This window comes from Paenibacillus eucommiae (assembly GCF_017874215.1).
In the GTDB taxonomy this organism is placed as follows: domain Bacteria; phylum Bacillota; class Bacilli; order Paenibacillales; family NBRC-103111; genus Paenibacillus_AI; species Paenibacillus_AI eucommiae.
Window position 1 is genome coordinate 262,503 of the sequence record NZ_JAGGLB010000006.1, and the last position, 15,732, is coordinate 278,234.

At 45.0% G+C, this 15,732-nt stretch carries 13 protein-coding genes; 6 read left to right on the top strand and 7 right to left on the bottom strand.

The window, feature by feature from the left end:
- Nucleotides 1-9: 9 nt before the first annotated feature.
- Together J2Z66_RS11845 and J2Z66_RS11850 are read right to left on the bottom strand one after the other, a co-directional pair.
- Nucleotides 10-1,545: a glycosyltransferase gene (locus tag J2Z66_RS11845; RefSeq protein WP_209971605.1), complete on the bottom strand. Its 1,536-nt coding sequence runs from the start codon at nt 1,543-1,545 to the stop codon at nt 10-12.
- Nucleotides 1,529-2,635 carry a tetratricopeptide repeat-containing glycosyltransferase family 2 protein gene (locus J2Z66_RS11850; protein WP_209971606.1) on the bottom strand — a complete coding sequence of 369 codons (1,107 nt, stop codon included), beginning with the start codon at nt 2,633-2,635 and terminating at the stop codon, nt 1,529-1,531. Before J2Z66_RS11850 ends, J2Z66_RS11845 begins: the two co-directional genes overlap by 17 nt.
- 277 nt (nt 2,636-2,912) lie before the next feature.
- On the opposite strand from J2Z66_RS11850, the gene J2Z66_RS11855 reads away from it, so the two are divergent.
- Complete coding sequence (locus tag J2Z66_RS11855) at nt 2,913-3,986, top strand: AI-2E family transporter (RefSeq protein ID WP_209971681.1); 1,074 nt, start codon at nt 2,913-2,915, stop codon at nt 3,984-3,986.
- A 195-nt stretch (nt 3,987-4,181) separates the two neighbouring features.
- Here the strand turns inward: J2Z66_RS11855 and J2Z66_RS11860 are convergent, their stop codons facing one another.
- Nucleotides 4,182-4,421: a hypothetical protein gene (locus J2Z66_RS11860; RefSeq protein WP_209971607.1), complete on the bottom strand. Its 240-nt coding sequence runs from the start codon at nt 4,419-4,421 to the stop codon at nt 4,182-4,184.
- 743 nt (nt 4,422-5,164) lie between these two features.
- Between J2Z66_RS11860 and J2Z66_RS42590 the strand changes: the two genes are divergently transcribed.
- Together J2Z66_RS42590 and J2Z66_RS43415 are read left to right on the top strand one after the other, a co-directional pair.
- The gene (locus J2Z66_RS42590) at nt 5,165-6,091 is read left to right on the top strand and encodes an RNA polymerase sigma factor (protein ID WP_245375472.1); all 927 of its coding nucleotides are present in this window, start codon (nt 5,165-5,167) and stop codon (nt 6,089-6,091) included.
- Complete coding sequence (locus tag J2Z66_RS43415; RefSeq protein ID WP_209971608.1) at nt 6,081-7,241, top strand: anti sigma factor C-terminal domain-containing protein; 1,161 nt, start codon at nt 6,081-6,083, stop codon at nt 7,239-7,241. The genes J2Z66_RS42590 and J2Z66_RS43415 overlap by 11 nt, the downstream gene beginning before the upstream one ends.
- Nucleotides 7,242-7,295: 54 nt before the next feature.
- On the opposite strand, the gene J2Z66_RS11875 is transcribed toward J2Z66_RS43415, so the two are convergent.
- The 4 genes from J2Z66_RS11875 to J2Z66_RS11890 all read right to left on the bottom strand — a co-directional run bounded on the left by J2Z66_RS11875 (nt 7,296) and on the right by J2Z66_RS11890 (nt 12,669).
- Complete coding sequence (locus tag J2Z66_RS11875) at nt 7,296-8,525, bottom strand: LCP family protein (RefSeq protein WP_312894509.1); 1,230 nt, start codon at nt 8,523-8,525, stop codon at nt 7,296-7,298.
- A gap of 18 nt (nt 8,526-8,543) precedes the next feature.
- Nucleotides 8,544-10,673, bottom strand: a complete 2,130-nt coding sequence (locus tag J2Z66_RS11880) for a S8 family peptidase (protein ID WP_209971609.1) — start codon at nt 10,671-10,673, stop codon at nt 8,544-8,546.
- Nucleotides 10,674-10,889: 216 nt separating this feature from the next.
- Nucleotides 10,890-11,993 (bottom strand): toxic anion resistance protein, encoded by a 1,104-nt coding sequence (locus J2Z66_RS11885; RefSeq protein WP_209971610.1) that lies wholly within the window; start codon nt 11,991-11,993, stop codon nt 10,890-10,892.
- Between the two features lie 16 nt (nt 11,994-12,009).
- Complete coding sequence (locus J2Z66_RS11890) at nt 12,010-12,669, bottom strand: hypothetical protein (protein WP_209971611.1); 660 nt, start codon at nt 12,667-12,669, stop codon at nt 12,010-12,012.
- A gap of 286 nt (nt 12,670-12,955) precedes the next feature.
- Here J2Z66_RS11890 and J2Z66_RS11895 point away from each other — a divergent pair, with 286 nt between their 5' ends.
- The 3 genes from J2Z66_RS11895 to J2Z66_RS11905 are packed head-to-tail and all read left to right on the top strand — an operon-like array spanning nt 12,956 to nt 15,727.
- A complete protein-coding gene (locus J2Z66_RS11895; RefSeq protein ID WP_209971612.1) occupies nt 12,956-13,555 on the top strand; it encodes an RNA polymerase sigma factor in 600 nt (199 codons plus the stop codon).
- Nucleotides 13,488-14,342 carry a hypothetical protein gene (locus J2Z66_RS11900; protein WP_209971613.1) on the top strand — a complete coding sequence of 285 codons (855 nt, stop codon included), beginning with the start codon at nt 13,488-13,490 and terminating at the stop codon, nt 14,340-14,342. The genes J2Z66_RS11895 and J2Z66_RS11900 overlap by 68 nt, the downstream gene beginning before the upstream one ends.
- 20 nt (nt 14,343-14,362) lie before the next feature.
- Nucleotides 14,363-15,727 carry an ABC transporter substrate-binding protein gene (locus J2Z66_RS11905; protein WP_209971614.1) on the top strand — a complete coding sequence of 455 codons (1,365 nt, stop codon included), beginning with the start codon at nt 14,363-14,365 and terminating at the stop codon, nt 15,725-15,727.
- Nucleotides 15,728-15,732: the final 5 nt, after the last annotated feature.

Below are 15,732 nucleotides of genomic sequence, written 5' to 3' on the forward strand. Positions count from 1 at the left end.
GTTCCCTATTCATTCGATCCATGTGATCAATTGGGGATGCTCATCGAGAATCGATACATATTGTTCCATCCAGCCGTATTTGGCATCCGGGTCGAGCAGCATGTAGCGCTTGTATTTTTCCAGACGGTGCTCGGGATTCGCCCACCCGAAATGCTTCAGCCGGAGATCGGAGAGTGTGTGAGGCAGCTCGAATATGTTTTCTGGAAATCGGCCGCAGTGCTGAGGGGTTTCCTTCCATTTAAAATCGAAATCCTTGCGGTAATGAATCAGAAAAGGGCGGTAATTAAAATGTGAATGCCAGAACGAATCTTCTCTATACTGAGTTTCACTCCAAAAATCATAAAGCCTGAAGCAAAACAGGTCGAATTCAGTTTGCTGCAACAGGTTTTGAATTTCATCGGCAAAGCGGGTTTCGAACATTTCGTCGGCATCCAGATTTAAGATCCAATCCGGCTCGGTCGCGATGGTTTCCTGCCATTGTTGCTTGCGCAAGTCGATTTCATTGTTAAACTTCGATAAAGTATTCGTTATGAGGCGGAGCGGAATACCTTGCAGCACTTCTTTGCAAATGTCCACAGTATTATCTGTGCTTCCATCATCAATGATCACTGCTTCATCGATATACTTGCGATGTTCCTCTAATACCTGCTTTAGATAGCGGCTTCCCTCGTTTTTAACGACCATAGAAAGCGTCAGTTTTTTGCGCTTAGGCGCGGCTGGAGGATGAATGTTCTTTTGTTTAAATGCGTCAACGCCCTCTAAATCAGAATCACGATAAATGTGGTAAGCTGGAAAATGAGTGTCAACATACAGTTGAAAACCAAGCGCAGCAGCCCGAATGCAAAAATGCCGGTCTTCTCCCCAGAAGGAGAGATTGCTGATTTGCTTGAAGCTGACCCCTGAAGTCAGGGCATGACGGCTTAGCAGGGTACAGGCACCCAAGCCTCCAACCTCATGAATTCCAGGTTTTTCCAGTTGAGAAATGAATTGCCGGTATCGGGCCATAAGCTCTTCGTCGCTTAGCTGTTCTCCACGCTGTTGAACCCATTGTGTATATTCGTCTCTAAGCCATACCTGGGGCTGAAGTGCGGCATCAGGCTGCCATTTGGTCCAGAAAATCTCGGAAATAATATCCTTGTCAGCAGCGATTAGCTGTCCAACCGTGTTCGGATGCAGCAGTAAATCGGAATCGACTAAAAATAAATAATCATACTGCAGCTGGATCGCATATTGAATGATTGAATCCTTAAATGCAGCAACCTTCCAAACGAGATGCTCATTCCAGAAATGGGTAGTTTCGTTACGGACATAGCTGTCAGCTTTGTTCGAATATTGGATAAAAACCTGGGGAACAGTCTGCAGGAAATTCTCAATAAGCTCAGATGATTGCGGGTCCTCATTATCGTCTATGAAAAAGTAATTGATTTCGAATTGGTCATGCTTTAAAGCAAGCAAGGAAGCCAGAAACTCACGCAAAATGGCGGGTTTCTGATGAATGGGACTTCCAATCAGCACCCGTTTCCTGCCTTCATTCAATACGCTCATTGCCTCCTCCCCCTTCAGTAATGCCCAGGACGGATTCCAAATACGCTTTGTTCTGAAGTACACTTGCATCCGTTGGCCGGAAATGGCGGGCTTTTTCATTATGCTGATAGGCTAGAAGATGCTCACCAGCCCTGTCATAGCATACACAAAGCTGCAGATGAGGCAGCCAGGTTGAGCAGGCCGCATTTTGAAATCCCATCTGGACGTTGGGTGGCTTCAGCTCTGTAGCCAATTTGTACCAAAAAATAGCGGTCTGTATTTGTTCCCGATGCAAAAAGTAATAGCCCAGCCGGCAGCAATATTCCGCACGCGGACTATCGTATCGAAATGACCGCAGTGAAGCTTCCAGTTCTTTACTGGGATTGTTAAGCTGATTGTAGCAATCGGCAAGCTTGCCACAGGAGGAAACATTATCTTCCACCCAGCCTTTGCCGGTTGCGAGAAATTTCTCGTAATACTCAATTGCCCCCTCATACATACGATGATCCATACATTCATTCGCAAAGTAGTATAAATCCCGCGGTGAAAACTCTTCCCCACGAGACAGCCGTTTTTCGTAAATGCGGATATTTCTGTCGCTATCATGATGAATACTGCTATGAGTAACGGCTATATCACTATGTTGAATATTCCCCCACACTTCGAGGTATTCGTGAATAGCACCAATCCATTTGAAATTCCGCTCCCTTCTGACAAGGCGGTTACGTCTCAGGGTAGAAGTCACATTACCAAATGCGTCGAAAGCAAGGTGGTAATTCATGGTGACGGAATCGACCGAAGGGTCTAAAGATTGTTTTAAAGCAGCAAATTTTTTCCGGTCCTCCTCTTTCAATACATCGTCAGCATCAAGCCAAAGAATATAATCCTTATGAGCTAAGCTAAACGCATGATTGCGGGCGGCAGCAAAATCATCAATCCACTTAAAGTCGAAAATATTTCTGGTAAATTTGCGGACTATGGGTTTTGTCTTGTCATCAGATCCTGTATCCACAATTATGATTTCATCGACAAGATCCGCTACGGAAGATAGGCAGCGACCGATCGTATCTTCCTCATTTTTTACAATTAAGCAAAGACTTACAGTTATCAAAATCACCGCTCCCAACATCAAAGAATAAAGTCATGATAACAAAAGTATATTCATGAAAAATGCTTAAATGAACGGAACATTTCCGCAATTTGCTAGTTGATTTGGTGGATGAATACGGCTGCTTGCCAAACATGTAATACTATATGTTCCGTCAGGCCTATGCGATTGGACAATTGGATTTTTTTTGAAGCCGCTGATTTGCCAGATGAGTTCTGCAATAGTATTATTAAATAGTGAAGAAATCGGTTATTTTCAAGAAGGAGATGCATTGGCCCGCATGTTGACAAATTCTTTTTTTCAAAACAGAACCGTCCAAAAAGTAATCATCATTATTTTGCTGATCTTGGTTTTCTACGCGATCAGAAGTATGATCAATATTATCCTCATCACTTTTATCATTACATATTTAATGAATCGGGTGACAACTTCATTAAACAAGAAAATCAATATCAATAGAAAAGTAATGATAGCTGTGCTGTATAGTGCCTTGGTGTTTTCTTTAACCTATTGTATCTATAAATATTTGCCGGGAATTATCAGTCAGATCTCGCTGCTGATCAAGCAAATCGGCGAATTTTACACCGAACCCCAGGAGCCTATGGACAGTGCATTTCTGAATTATGTGCTGAATTCCATCAAGAGTAATGATTTGACAGGTTATGTGAAGCAGGGGTTTGACATTCTGTACATATACATCGGGAATATTGGCAAATGGGGCCTTCAAATTTTCTTAGCTTTGATCCTGAGCTTGATTTTTTTGCTGGAAAAGCCAAGAATTCAAGAATTCACAGCAAAATTTAAACACAGCAAAATATCCCCTTTTTACACAGAGATGGAGTATTTCGGTTCCAGGTTTGTCCGCTCTTTCGGTAAGGTGCTTGAAGTGCAGTTTATTATTGCTACAGTCAATTGTTTGCTTTCTACGATTATGCTTTGGATACTCGGCTTTCCGCAATTGCTTGGCCTTGCTTTATTGATCTTCTTGCTGGGTCTAATTCCGGTTGCTGGAGTTGTCATTTCGCTTATACCTTTATGTACGATCGCCTTTAGCATTGGCGGCATCACAAAGGTTGTATGGGTTCTTATTTTGGTAGCAGTTATTCATGCATTGGAGAGTTACGTTTTGAATCCCAAGCTGATGTCGAGCAAAACGAATTTGCCAGTCTTTTACACCTTCGTTGTGCTGGTATTCTCTGAGCATTTTTTCGGGGTTTGGGGATTGATCATTGGTATTCCGGTGTTTGTCTTCCTGCTTGATGTTCTGAATGTTATGAAGGATTCTCCTGATGAGGCGCTGGATGCAAATAGGGATGAACTGGGGAACAGCAGGCCGCCGCTCACTAAGCTGTGAGCTCGGAGGACTAAGTTGTAGGAGGAAGAGCAAAAGAGCAAGGGAAGAGTTAGGGCAAGGGCAAGGGCTAGAGCAGGGCAAGTGTCGGGGAAAAGCAAGGGAAGAACTGGGGATAGAGCTAGGGAAGCTGGGCAAGAGCAAGGCAAGAGCCGGGTATAGAGATTTTTTGGACATAGTACCTCTATACCAGGAAGGTTAATCTTTCTTCTCGGGCTTGACACGTGCCGGACGGACCACCCAATTCTCGCGGTTCATTCGTTCCACTCTCTCGACGCGGCTATCCACATTGGTCTGACTGGGCTGAGCTGCACTGGAGCCGGCTTGCTGAGCTTGTTCTCCACTTGGGCTATTTGCTGCCGTCCTACTTTTACTGCCTGCAGGGGGGCCGCCTCCGCCGTTCCTTTTACCTTTATTCCATACTCTGTTTTTACTCATACAATTCCACCATTTTCTTTTCATCATTATTTATTCATTTTGTTAATTCTATAGGCGCTATGCAGAAAATACAAGTCATACTTGGATTAGGTCTGGCCACTGGTCAGACTTGTTTGATATTGCGATTTTGCCAAGATACATATAAACGCTCAAATAATCACATATCAAGACCAAAATATTTACTTACCAACGGTAAAATATTCACATGCCGACGCCCAAATAATCACATACCAACACCAAAAGATACATACAAATTCTAAAAGATTCACATATCAACGGCAGAAATCTACTTTGTTGACTTGATTGACTTGCCGTATGACGCTAATGAATTGGTGCGAACCTTACGGACATGAAAGCCTTTATTGATGCTGAAAACGCGCCAAAATCGTGAATTTAGGGCAAATAACGGAACGCATGTCCGTAACTCTCGCTAAAATGAGATATATGGTAAAATAGCGGATCTCATGTCCGTAACCTATAGTTCGCTAGCTGAGAGAGGGAAGGGTTGGGAAGGCTGTGGGTAGCTGAGAGGGAGGGACGTGGGAGGAAGAGAGTTAGTAGCAGCCCGACCTCCTGTGCTTCACTTAGCGATGTTTTCATCGTTAAAGTAAGTATTCCAGGTCAATCCGTCACGTTAACGATGAAAAACATCGCTAAAAGAGGACGGCTACCCTCTCAATGAGTGATAAAAGGGACTTTAACGATGATTTTCATCGTTAAAGTAAGGATGTGGAGAGGAACTGATGCTTTTAACGATGAAAAACATCGTTAAAGTAGTAGTTCCTTTTCATCTGCGCCGCGTTTCTTCAACAGCGCCTTTGACCGCTAAGAAATCTCCTCCAACCCAGAGAAAAACCCTTGCTGGTTGTCTGTTTGAGCTTGGTGTTCGTGCGATTGTAGCTAGAGAGAGGGAATGGCTGTGGGCGGAAGAGCGGAAGCGTCCGCCTTTAAAGATTTGTTCCAACCTAATCATCCATTCCGTTCAAGGGAACAAATCTATAACAGCGGCTGGAGCCCACAGCCATTCCCTCGTAACGCACCCAAGCCATGAACACGCACATCAAAGTAACGACAAGGCGTTCTTTCTTAATTTTGTAACAAATAAGAGCTTTCTTCGTTCTAATCTAAGGGAGAGGGGGGACAGAGTGAAAGAGGATACTTATGCAGAGCTGTTTCGAACGTTTCAGCCTTCTTTGTATTTATACTTGTATCGAATGTGCGGCACGAGGGAGGTTGCTGAAGAGCTGCTGCAGGAGACGTTCTATCGGGCGATGCTGTCCCTCAGACTGGAAGATACGAAGATGGCTCGTGCCTGGCTGTACAAGGTCGCACGGCATTTGTTCGTAGATTGGCTGCGTAAGCAAAACGCTGAGAAGAACATGTTCGAGGCCGTAGAGCAGCGCTCCTCGGGAATCAGTACTTTGGGCCGCCCCGAAGAAGCTCTTCGCATGCTGGAAGAGAAACGTAAAATTACTGATGTTATGAAAAAGCTGCCGGAGCATTATCGGACCCTCCTTTATTTACGTGAAATGGAGGGCTTCACGTATCAAGAGCTTGTTGCAACCTTGGAAATAACTATGAGCCAGGTGAAGGTGAATCTTCACCGTGCCAGGGAAAAATTCAAGCTGCTCGCGCAGCAGTGGGAAAGGGGAGACTCGGGTGAGGGATGAAGATGAAGAGGAAATGGTTTTAGCAAAGTGGGCTGAGCAGGATCATAAGGAGAAAGAGAAGGAGAAGGAGCAGGAGGCTCCTGCCTGGGACGAAAAGAAATTTAAACGGATGATCTGGCGCACCCGGCTTTCCATTGCGCGCAGCGTGGTGGGGACGCTGTTGATTCTTGTATTGATCTATTCTGTTTATTCGATAGCAACACAAATTTACTTTGAGTCATCTGGCCGAAACACGAAATTTGTCCAGTATGTCAGTAAGCTGGTTGAAACGCATGAAGCTGGCGAGCGGCTTGAACAAATGTCTTCTTCGCCTGTGAAGCTGTCTACTTTTCTAACGCAAAGTGTTAAGCTGAAGCTTTATCGGTTAGTGGGGGATTGGGAGGTTGTCACTGGAGAAATAACCGCCAGAAAAAAAATATTCGGCAGTATCACCTATACGATTAATAAGACAGAAAAGTATCTTCGATCCAATCAGCATTATGCCTTCATTGTTCCCCCTGGTTTGATTACAAACGGCGAGGACGGTACAGGGAACGGTACAGGCACAGGTGCAAGCATAGGCACAGGCTCAAGCACAAGCACAAGCACAAGTGACTCCACAGCAAGCGGCGCTAAAAATGAAGTGTGGGATCAATTGAGGCATATCGATGACGGCAATGTGGCTGAGTTGGCCTTCTCCACCAAGGCTGGTATGATTCCGGAGCAGCTGCGGACCAGGCTTGCTTCATACCAACTGCATATTACAGGCATGCCGGTCTTTGCAGGAGAATTGAAGGTGTGGAGGCCTGGGAATTTTTCCACGGCTGGTGCAGATACTTTCGTATCCCCTGTGATGCTTATGCCTTTTGTTAAATATGGAGATGACGGGAAAAGTATGCACTCACTACGATATATCTCCCAAGAAAGCGAACTGCAGGAATCTCAGGAACAGCTGATCAAGGATCTGGAATGGTTGACTGCTGCAGGTAATTACTGGGGAGTGGGGGATGATGAGAAGAGGCTGAGCTACCTTAAGGAGCATGGTGTTCAAATTTACGGAGCCATAGTAACCGGACCAGTCAGGGAGCTTGAGAAGCTGCAGCAGGAGCCGGATTTCATTAATTTTCAATTAGGCCGCGTCGAAATATGGAATTGGAAAGAGAACGAGTAGGGCTTCTAAAGCCCTACTCATTCTCTTTCTTTCTGCTTAACTCAGTTTAGGCGGCTATTCTTTTTGTCTGATGCTGCTACTGCTGTTATTTTTAATGTCACTATTACTGCTATTACTGCTTTCACTAATATTGCTGCTACTACTGTTTCCACGATAATAAGTATTCCCGCTCATATTACTGTTATTACTGTTATAACTGTTATAGCCGTTATTACTATTGTTACTGTTACTGTTACTGTTATTACTGTTATTAGAGTCAGTACTGTTATCAATACTATTTGTACGATCACTATTGACATCATTTTCATCATCAGGACTTAATTGATTTTCGACATACTTAAGTAACTTGTTTTTGTTCACTGTAAGGACGGATGAGCCATTGATCATTTCTTCCCTTACCAATTCCATAGGAGGAAGCTGGACCGTTTCTACGGTTTGGGCTCTGATCTTGTAGCCGAGTGTGGCGAGCTTGACCATGTCCCCCAAATCCATATTCGTATCCATATAAGGCTCCATTTCCTTTAAAATACCAGGCAGATGGATCAGTGAGGAGGTCGTTTGCATTTTCTCCGCGAGAGCTTTAAGGAATTTACGCTGGCGCTCGGTCCGGGTGAAATCCGATAAAGCATCATGACGGAACCTTACATATTGCAGCGCCTTATTGCCGTCTAGATGCTGCATGCCCTTTTTCAGATCGATTTGAAATTCCTCTTTATCTTGTGTATCCGTATATTTCATATCCTTCTCGACTTCTAGATCTACTCCGCCTACGACATCGACGAGCTTAATAAAGCTTTCCAGGTCAAGGTAAAAATAGTAGTGTATCGGAAGCCCCATGAAATTCCCAACGGCCTTCATAGCAAGCTCCGGACCTCCAAAGGCGAGTGCGGCGTTGATTTTATTTTTACCGTGATCAGGAATGTCTGTATAGGTATCACGCAGAATCGAAAAAATATGGGATTGCTTGCTCACGGGATCGATGGACACAACAAGTGTTGTATCCGAACGGCCTGAGTCATCTGCATCTCTGCCATCTCCGCCAAGCAGCAGAATGTTTACTCGCTCCTTGCCTTCCCATTCGGGTGCTTCATAGACGGGAGGCTTGTATTCCACCGGGGTCGCACCCGGGCCTGCATTCACATTTTCATTCGGAGGTGCAGCCGTTTGAGGGGATTTTTTCTGAATGTTGATCCCAAATTGAATGATTGAATAGCCATAATAGCCAAAAATAATAACGATTGGAACCATTAAAGATAAAAGAATCCATTTGATTTTTTTTCGCACGTTGTGTTACCTCACAATTCATTTACTTAGCAATTTAGCAAGAAGGACGGCAAACTCGGCCCTGGTCGCTGCTTGCAGTGGTCGAAAGCTGTTGTCGCTAAACCCGCTTATCCATCCCGCGGCGCTTAATTGCCGCAAGATGGGCAGCGCCCAATAGTCATCTGGAATATCTGTAAAGGGGTTGCTACCCTTATTTATGCCTTTCATGCTCCTTGCACTGGCGATTAAAGCAGCCGCTTCCGCTCGTCCGAGCGGCTTATCCGGAAGGAAGAGGCCACTTGGATAGCCGCTGACAATTCCTGCTTGTACCGCTTTGGCTATGGCCGCATAGGCCCAATGAGTAAGCGGCACATCTGAAAAGCGAATGCTGGCCTGCTTGGTCAAGTTTAACGTACGTGCCAGCATCACAGTGGCTTCTCCACGAGAAATGCTTATATCCGGTTTAAACGTATGATCCACATAACCACTAATGATTTGGTTGGCTTTCAGCTCAGCAATGGCCTGCTGCGCCCAATGCTTATCAATATCCCAGAAGGCATCGGGTGTGAAGTCAACAGAGATTGTGTACTCTCCTACAGTAGGGAAGGTGTTGGCGGATATCACATTTTTGACCATGATGTAATACTCTCCGGAAGTTAGCTTGGTGGCGGGCATAATTTCCGGCTCGGCCTCTTCCTTGTCGTCAATTAAAGTTACTTTTCCTTCTTTTTTCGCAAAGGTTAAAGCTAAATCGATTCTGGCAGTGTCCGAAGAAACACGTAAACGCAAAGTACCTGGCTGGGAAACAGGCAGCATAAACCAGCTTTCCTGATTGCTCTTATCAAAGGTTCCGGTTATTTCCTGATTGCGAAAAGGGAGAACGAACGCTTTGTACATACGACTATTATCACCGAAGGGGTTAGGATATATGTTGAACTGCATCGTCAGCTTATAGACAAGCGGCTCGGTATTCGGGGTTTTAATTTGAATATAGCTGCGCCCCTTCGTTACCGGAAGCTCGATTGACTTGGATGATGCTGTGTTGTAGGTAGTTCCTTTTGCTTCATTTCCATTAAAGTGTGTAATCACTGCAGGTATAAGCTCATTGTTGCTGCCACGGATTTGGATGCTTACTGAGCCTGCGTACGAAGGATCGATATAATACCAGCTTTCATCAGCGGAGCCCTGAAGCTCTGAAGACACTATTGTCGAAACGGAAAGAGGCTTAGCCAGGCTCCTGGAATTGTTCGCGGCATACAGCTTTTCTTTATAAGGAGCTGAGAGCAGCTTGTCCATTCTAAGTATGCCGAAGCCAGATTGCGGATTCCAGCCTATGGGATCAATGCTTTCCGCCGTTTGAAGAATGAGGCTGCGGATTTGGTAAGGCTTCATATCGGGATGCTTGCCCCAGACCAATGCCGCCGCCGCAGCAACCTGAGGAGCAGCTAAAGAAGTTCCTTCAGCATTTTGATACCCACCGCCTAATTTAGTTGTCGACACATACCACGGAGCGATCAAATCTATTTCCGGGCCTACATTAGATTGCGGGTGGGCCTTATTGTCCGAGGTTACGCCACCTACAGCCAGAACGCTGGGATAAGCGGCAGGATAACGAATGCTTTGCTTTTCGTTTCCAACCGCAGCAACAACGAGTACGCCCTCGTTTTCCGCCTGCAGCAGTGCGTCATTCAAATCAGTAGAGAAGCGATTTAAGCCTAGTGAGCAAAGCACGATTTTGGCGCCATTTTTCACTGCATAACGAATTCCACTTGCTAAGCTGGCCTCATCGCCGCTCCCCTTGGAATCCAGCACCTTGACCGGCATGATGCTAATCTTACCGGACGTTCTGCTTTTATTATTAGCCACTGCGGAAATAATACCCGCAACATTCGTGCCGTGACCATGGTCGTCGGCATAGCTGGCTTTCGTATCGATTAAATTGATGCCATTTGTAAGGGTATCTTTGAGATCCGGATGTGTCAAGTCCACGCCGGTATCAAGCACAGCTATGACAATATCCTGCTTGTTGTTTTTAGCATAATCCCAAGCTGCTTGGGCATGAATTTGCTGCAAATAATAGGGGTTAGGAGCTTCGCCATAAGCAGAATAAGAAGCAACGAGCAGCAGTGTGCTTAATAATATGAGGAGATACAGCGTTTTCTTTTTCATGGTCCGCGGATCCCTGCCTTATCGCTTATTTCCATGCATGTATATTAGACGCAAAAAGAAGCAAATTTGTTCGGAATATAGCGAAATTTATTTGCACACAAAAAAACCAACGAAGGTTCCTGTCAGGCATGCAATAGGAACCTTCATTGGCTGCGTATTATAATGGAGTAAAAGGTAGGCTGTACCCGGAATTTTGCCGCAAATCCTCACGTTTTTTTAGGAATTGAGTAAATTATCTAGCTGAGACGCCGCGGCAGGATCTTTGAGAGCAGAAGGCTGAGCTCCGGTTTCCAAACCAAGCCGTTTGGACATTTGCTGATTTAAAGCGGAGTAAGTTTTGGTAGTTGATTCGCAGCTGGCAATAATTTCGCGGTTCGATTTCTCGGCATTGTCCAGGGCGATCATAAGATCGGACATAGCTTGATTGACCGCTTCTAATGACATCGCTGGATTCTTAAGCAGTTCAGCGGACTGCTGGGAGGATACCTTGAGCATTTCCGCGTTTCTTTTAAACTGGTCTTCGATCGTTTGATTAACCTTTTGCACTGCACTAGCTACCCGGTTTGCATCTTCAATAGCAAGGGTAATCATCGCCGAAACCGTAATCAAATTCGAAGCCTTATAGATGGAGTTGTTAACAGAATCGATTAGTTTATCATTCGTATCATTTATAATATCAGTGGCGGCAATGGCCTGATTGTACAGCATAATATCTTCAGTCATAGATTGAACGCGGGTGACGACTTTCCTTAAGCCGCGCTCCAGATAAGTTTTGCGCTGGGCATTCTCAGGCTTGGATATTTCAGCTTCAAAGAGAGACTTCAGCTGGGTTCCCTTGGAGATGTTATACTGCAGCGCATAGATCTCTTCCAGAGAGTTTCTCTTAAGTGTCCGCATACTGACAATATGGTCCTCCAGCGTGTCTTTTCCGTCACGTAAGCCGCTTACTATAGCATCAATATTCGTTTTCACAGATTGGTATTTGTATACATAATTTTTCAATGGCGATTTGCGCAGAAGCTTTCCGAAAATACCAACATTTTTGCTCTGTTGAAGGGATTCACATTCATTGCGTAGACTAAGAATTAAGTTAGAGACCTGGGCAGTCTTGCCGTTCATGAGGTCATTCACCGGACGTTCTAATTGTCGTAGAGTTTGTCCTGCTCTTTCCTGTGTTTTCATGCCGAGCTTGCCCACATCGTCCATTAAGCCATCAAGAGTAAGCGTGTCAGCCTGAGCAACCTGCCTGAAAATAGCGGAAGCCTCTTGTGCCAATTTCTGCTCGTCATCTTTTTTTAATTCAATCATTTGTGTAGACATATTGTCTCCTCCTTAGCTAGAATCTCTCGGAGCCACTGTATCTGCGGTGAATCAATTCGGCTCTTGTTTGCAGTTCGACTAAATCCTTATGTTCTATGGTAGTAACGATTGAGGAAATATCCGAATCAATATCTTTCAAACCATTTAACAGCATCCGCCTGTTTTGAGTTTTGGCTTCCCCGCTTAGCCGCAAGAATGGCGAGATAAAGCTGTTTAAATCTTTTAGGACAAGGCGCCTTAAGCGATGATTGACATCATCATTGTTCAGTTCGCTTACAAGCGGGATCACCCGCTGCAGACGGGTAAACACAGACAACGATTTCTCAACGAGTTCATTATCCAAATTGTTCTTCTGACCTTCGGAAATAATCATATCTTCAAGAACCTCTAAATATTCCAGAGCCGGATGAAATAAAGGATTGACCTCAACAGGTGGAAGCACACGCTCATTACTTGCGGCAGTTGGCTCACTTTGTCCCGGTTCTATAGCAGGTAATTGCATTTCCGCAAAAACGCGTTCAGATATATTGGGCTTGCGCCGCCTGTCCAGAGTAGCACCAACGGCAATTCCTAATACAGGCAGCAGCAAAGATATAAATTCGGGGATCAGCCAGGTTGTAGCGATAGCGATGCCATAACCGATAACTGCCCCTAGTACGGTACGATTTTTAAGCATGCCGGATCACCTCAAATTCTGTATATACTTCAACAGCGTTTTACTTTGCTCTTATGATGCCCTTACTATGCCTATTCTTTAAGTGTAAGTAGTTGGTTATATGATGTCAAATAAAGTTACTTGCCAGCAGGCTGAAGTCATGATAAATGTCGTGATACATCCAGTATAAAGTTGGCGTAATAATTAGGCAAAGGGATTTATTGTTAAATAAAATGATGACGATGTCACATTACTTCCAGTTCGATTGTTTATATACGTGAAGAATGGTTTGGAGAGGAGGCTTGCTTTGGATATACAAGAGATCATGGAGAAAGTCCGCCAAGGCGACTCCAACGCCTATGAAATGGTTATACGCATGTACCAGCAGCGAATATTTACCTTCTGTTACTATATGCTGGGAAACCAACAGGAGGCGGAAGATGCTGTGCAGGATATTTTTCTAAAAGCTTACAAGCATTTATCCTCTTATCGGCATGAGCATTCGTTCTATGCGTGGCTGCACAGGATTGCGCACAATCATTGTAATAATTTATTAAAACGAAAGAGGAAGTGGCGGCTGTTGCTGCCGATGTTCCGGCCTGTCATTCAAGAAAAAAGTGCTGAGCAAATATTTTCCGAACAGATGAGTACTGAAATTGTGGATTGGCTCAAGGATTTGTCGGCGGTTGAAAAGCAGATTCTGCTTTTGCGGGTGCTTGAGGATCTATCCTTCGATGAGATTGCCCAAGCCTTGGAGGCTAAGCCTGCTGCTGTCCGCAAGCGGTTTGAACGGATTAAGAAGAAGCTTCAGCAAACTAAGAGGAGGGACGATATCCATCATGAGCAGCGATACGAATTACGACAAGGCAGTCAAGCGACTGAAGCAAACGGATCTGCCAGAAATTGATGTTTCCCGGATCGTCATGGAGAAGATTCACAACTACAAGCTTAATGGCGAAAATTCCGAAAAGCCTAAGCGGAGTACATGGCGAAGGACGTGGCGAAGGTCATGGATGGTGCGCCCGGTTTGGGCTGTGGCGATCCTATGCTTTTTTGCCGTGGCAGTTTCTGTTAGTGCCGCGATGATGGCTTTACCTTCTGTGTGGAATGGAATCCAGCTGTCCACTTACCGGATCGAGGAGAAGGGGGCTGACAATGTCAGTAGCAGGGCAGGGTTACCCTTTATCGAAAGATTGGAAGAAGAGCTTAAGAATGAGACGGTTTGGAGAACGCTAACGTTCGCGGAGGCGGAGAAAGAACTTCAGTTCCCGATTCTGCGCCCAGACAATGTAGGCAGAACTCCTTCAAGAGCCTTTGGAGTAGTGGTGACGGAAGTGGGCATTAAATTTCTCAAATCTAAGTCGATAGACGACCTGCCGCTATGGATAGGTGGCTTCTACGATTTCTATGAGGAAGGGAAAAAGTGGATCGTCGTCAGGCAAAATTTGGATCCAATGTCAACTGACGTTCTGCAGGGAAAGACTACGATGAAGCAATATTATCCGGCGGACTGGGAGATTGTGCAGGTTAGCGACCACATCTTAGCTGTGTATGATGCAAACGGGCAATCGAAATCATTGAGACTGAAAGTGAAAACGGATGCTGATCTAGTTCTTTCACTCGAATTAAGCGGAAACGTCTCAAAAAATGAATTGATTCAATTAGCAGAAGCTTACATTGGCAAAGAGAAGTAAACGGTAAAGGAGCACCATAAATGAACAAGTGGTTGAGGTCCACGATAGGGCTGGTATTAGTAATGTTGATTGTTGTAACAGCTGCCGGATGCAGAGAAGAAGAAGGGAAAGTGTTCAAGGCCGTTGGGGAAAATGAAAAGGCAATGATCAAAGTTCTTTGCCAGGATGAGAGTGAATTTTATTCGCAATATGGCTCCTTGTTTTTGGCGGAATATCCGAATATTGAGGTTCAGGTCATTTCAACAGCAGGAAATCCCTCGCAGGATATTGACGCAATAATTGAAGCAGAGAAACCGGATGTACTGATCCTCGACACTTCGCAATACGAGAAATATGCAAATGGTGGTTATCTGTACGATCTGGATGCTGCAATCAGACAGGGGCAATTTGATCTGGCTGGGATTTTACCCGCAGTGACGGATTCCATTAAAGATATGAGTGGTGGGAAATTGTACGGACTTGCTCCGCGCTTTTCCAGTCAGGCGTTATATTATAACAAGGATTCATTTGACAGGTACAGCGTCCCTTACCCAAAAGATAAGATGAGCTGGGAAGAGGTGCTTGAGCTTGCACAGCGTTTTCCCAGAGAGGACGATGCCGGTGAGCGTACGTACGGATTTATGTTTAATAGATATGATGCCAACCCCTACAACTCGGCATTAACCATCGGCTTCGGCAAAGGGCTTTCTTATTTTGATCTGGACACAATGCAGATGACAATCGATACAGAAGAATGGAAAAAAGTATTTCAGCTCGCCTTCGATGTTATTCAATCTGGAGCTGTATATGAACCTCCGGAGCAAAATGGATTTATCCCTGGCATGGGACAAAAGGAAGAGATGGAGCAGGACCCGTTTTTTGGAGGTAAAACGGCGATGATGATTAGCGCCAATGATTTTATGGCCCAGCTGAAAAGAGCGAAAAGCTATCTGAAGGACCGGATGCCGGAATGGGATATCGTGAGTGTTCCCGTTGATCAACAAAATCCGGACGTTGGCAACGTGCTGTGGATCAGAGATATATTCACTATTCATGCACAGTCCGCGAATGTAGAGGCTGCTTGGGCTTTCGTTTCTTACATAAACAGCGACACCTTTGCCCGGGTGACAGCGAAAGCACAGATCAACGGGACCATGCCGGCAAGAGCAGCTTTTCTGAAAGATGATGAAGGCCACAATCTGGAAGCTTTCACAGCTTTGAAGCCTAATCCGAACATTCAAAAAGGGAGTGGTGAGGTGCCACAGTCGTTCTTTTTAGCTTTTGGTGCCATGGCTGAACAGGAGACGAAGTTAGCTTACAAGGGAGAGCAGTCACTTGAGACAGCGCTGGCGAATATCCAGCAAAAGGGGCAGGCGCTGCTGCAAGCCGAAATGAATAGCCAGTAACATAT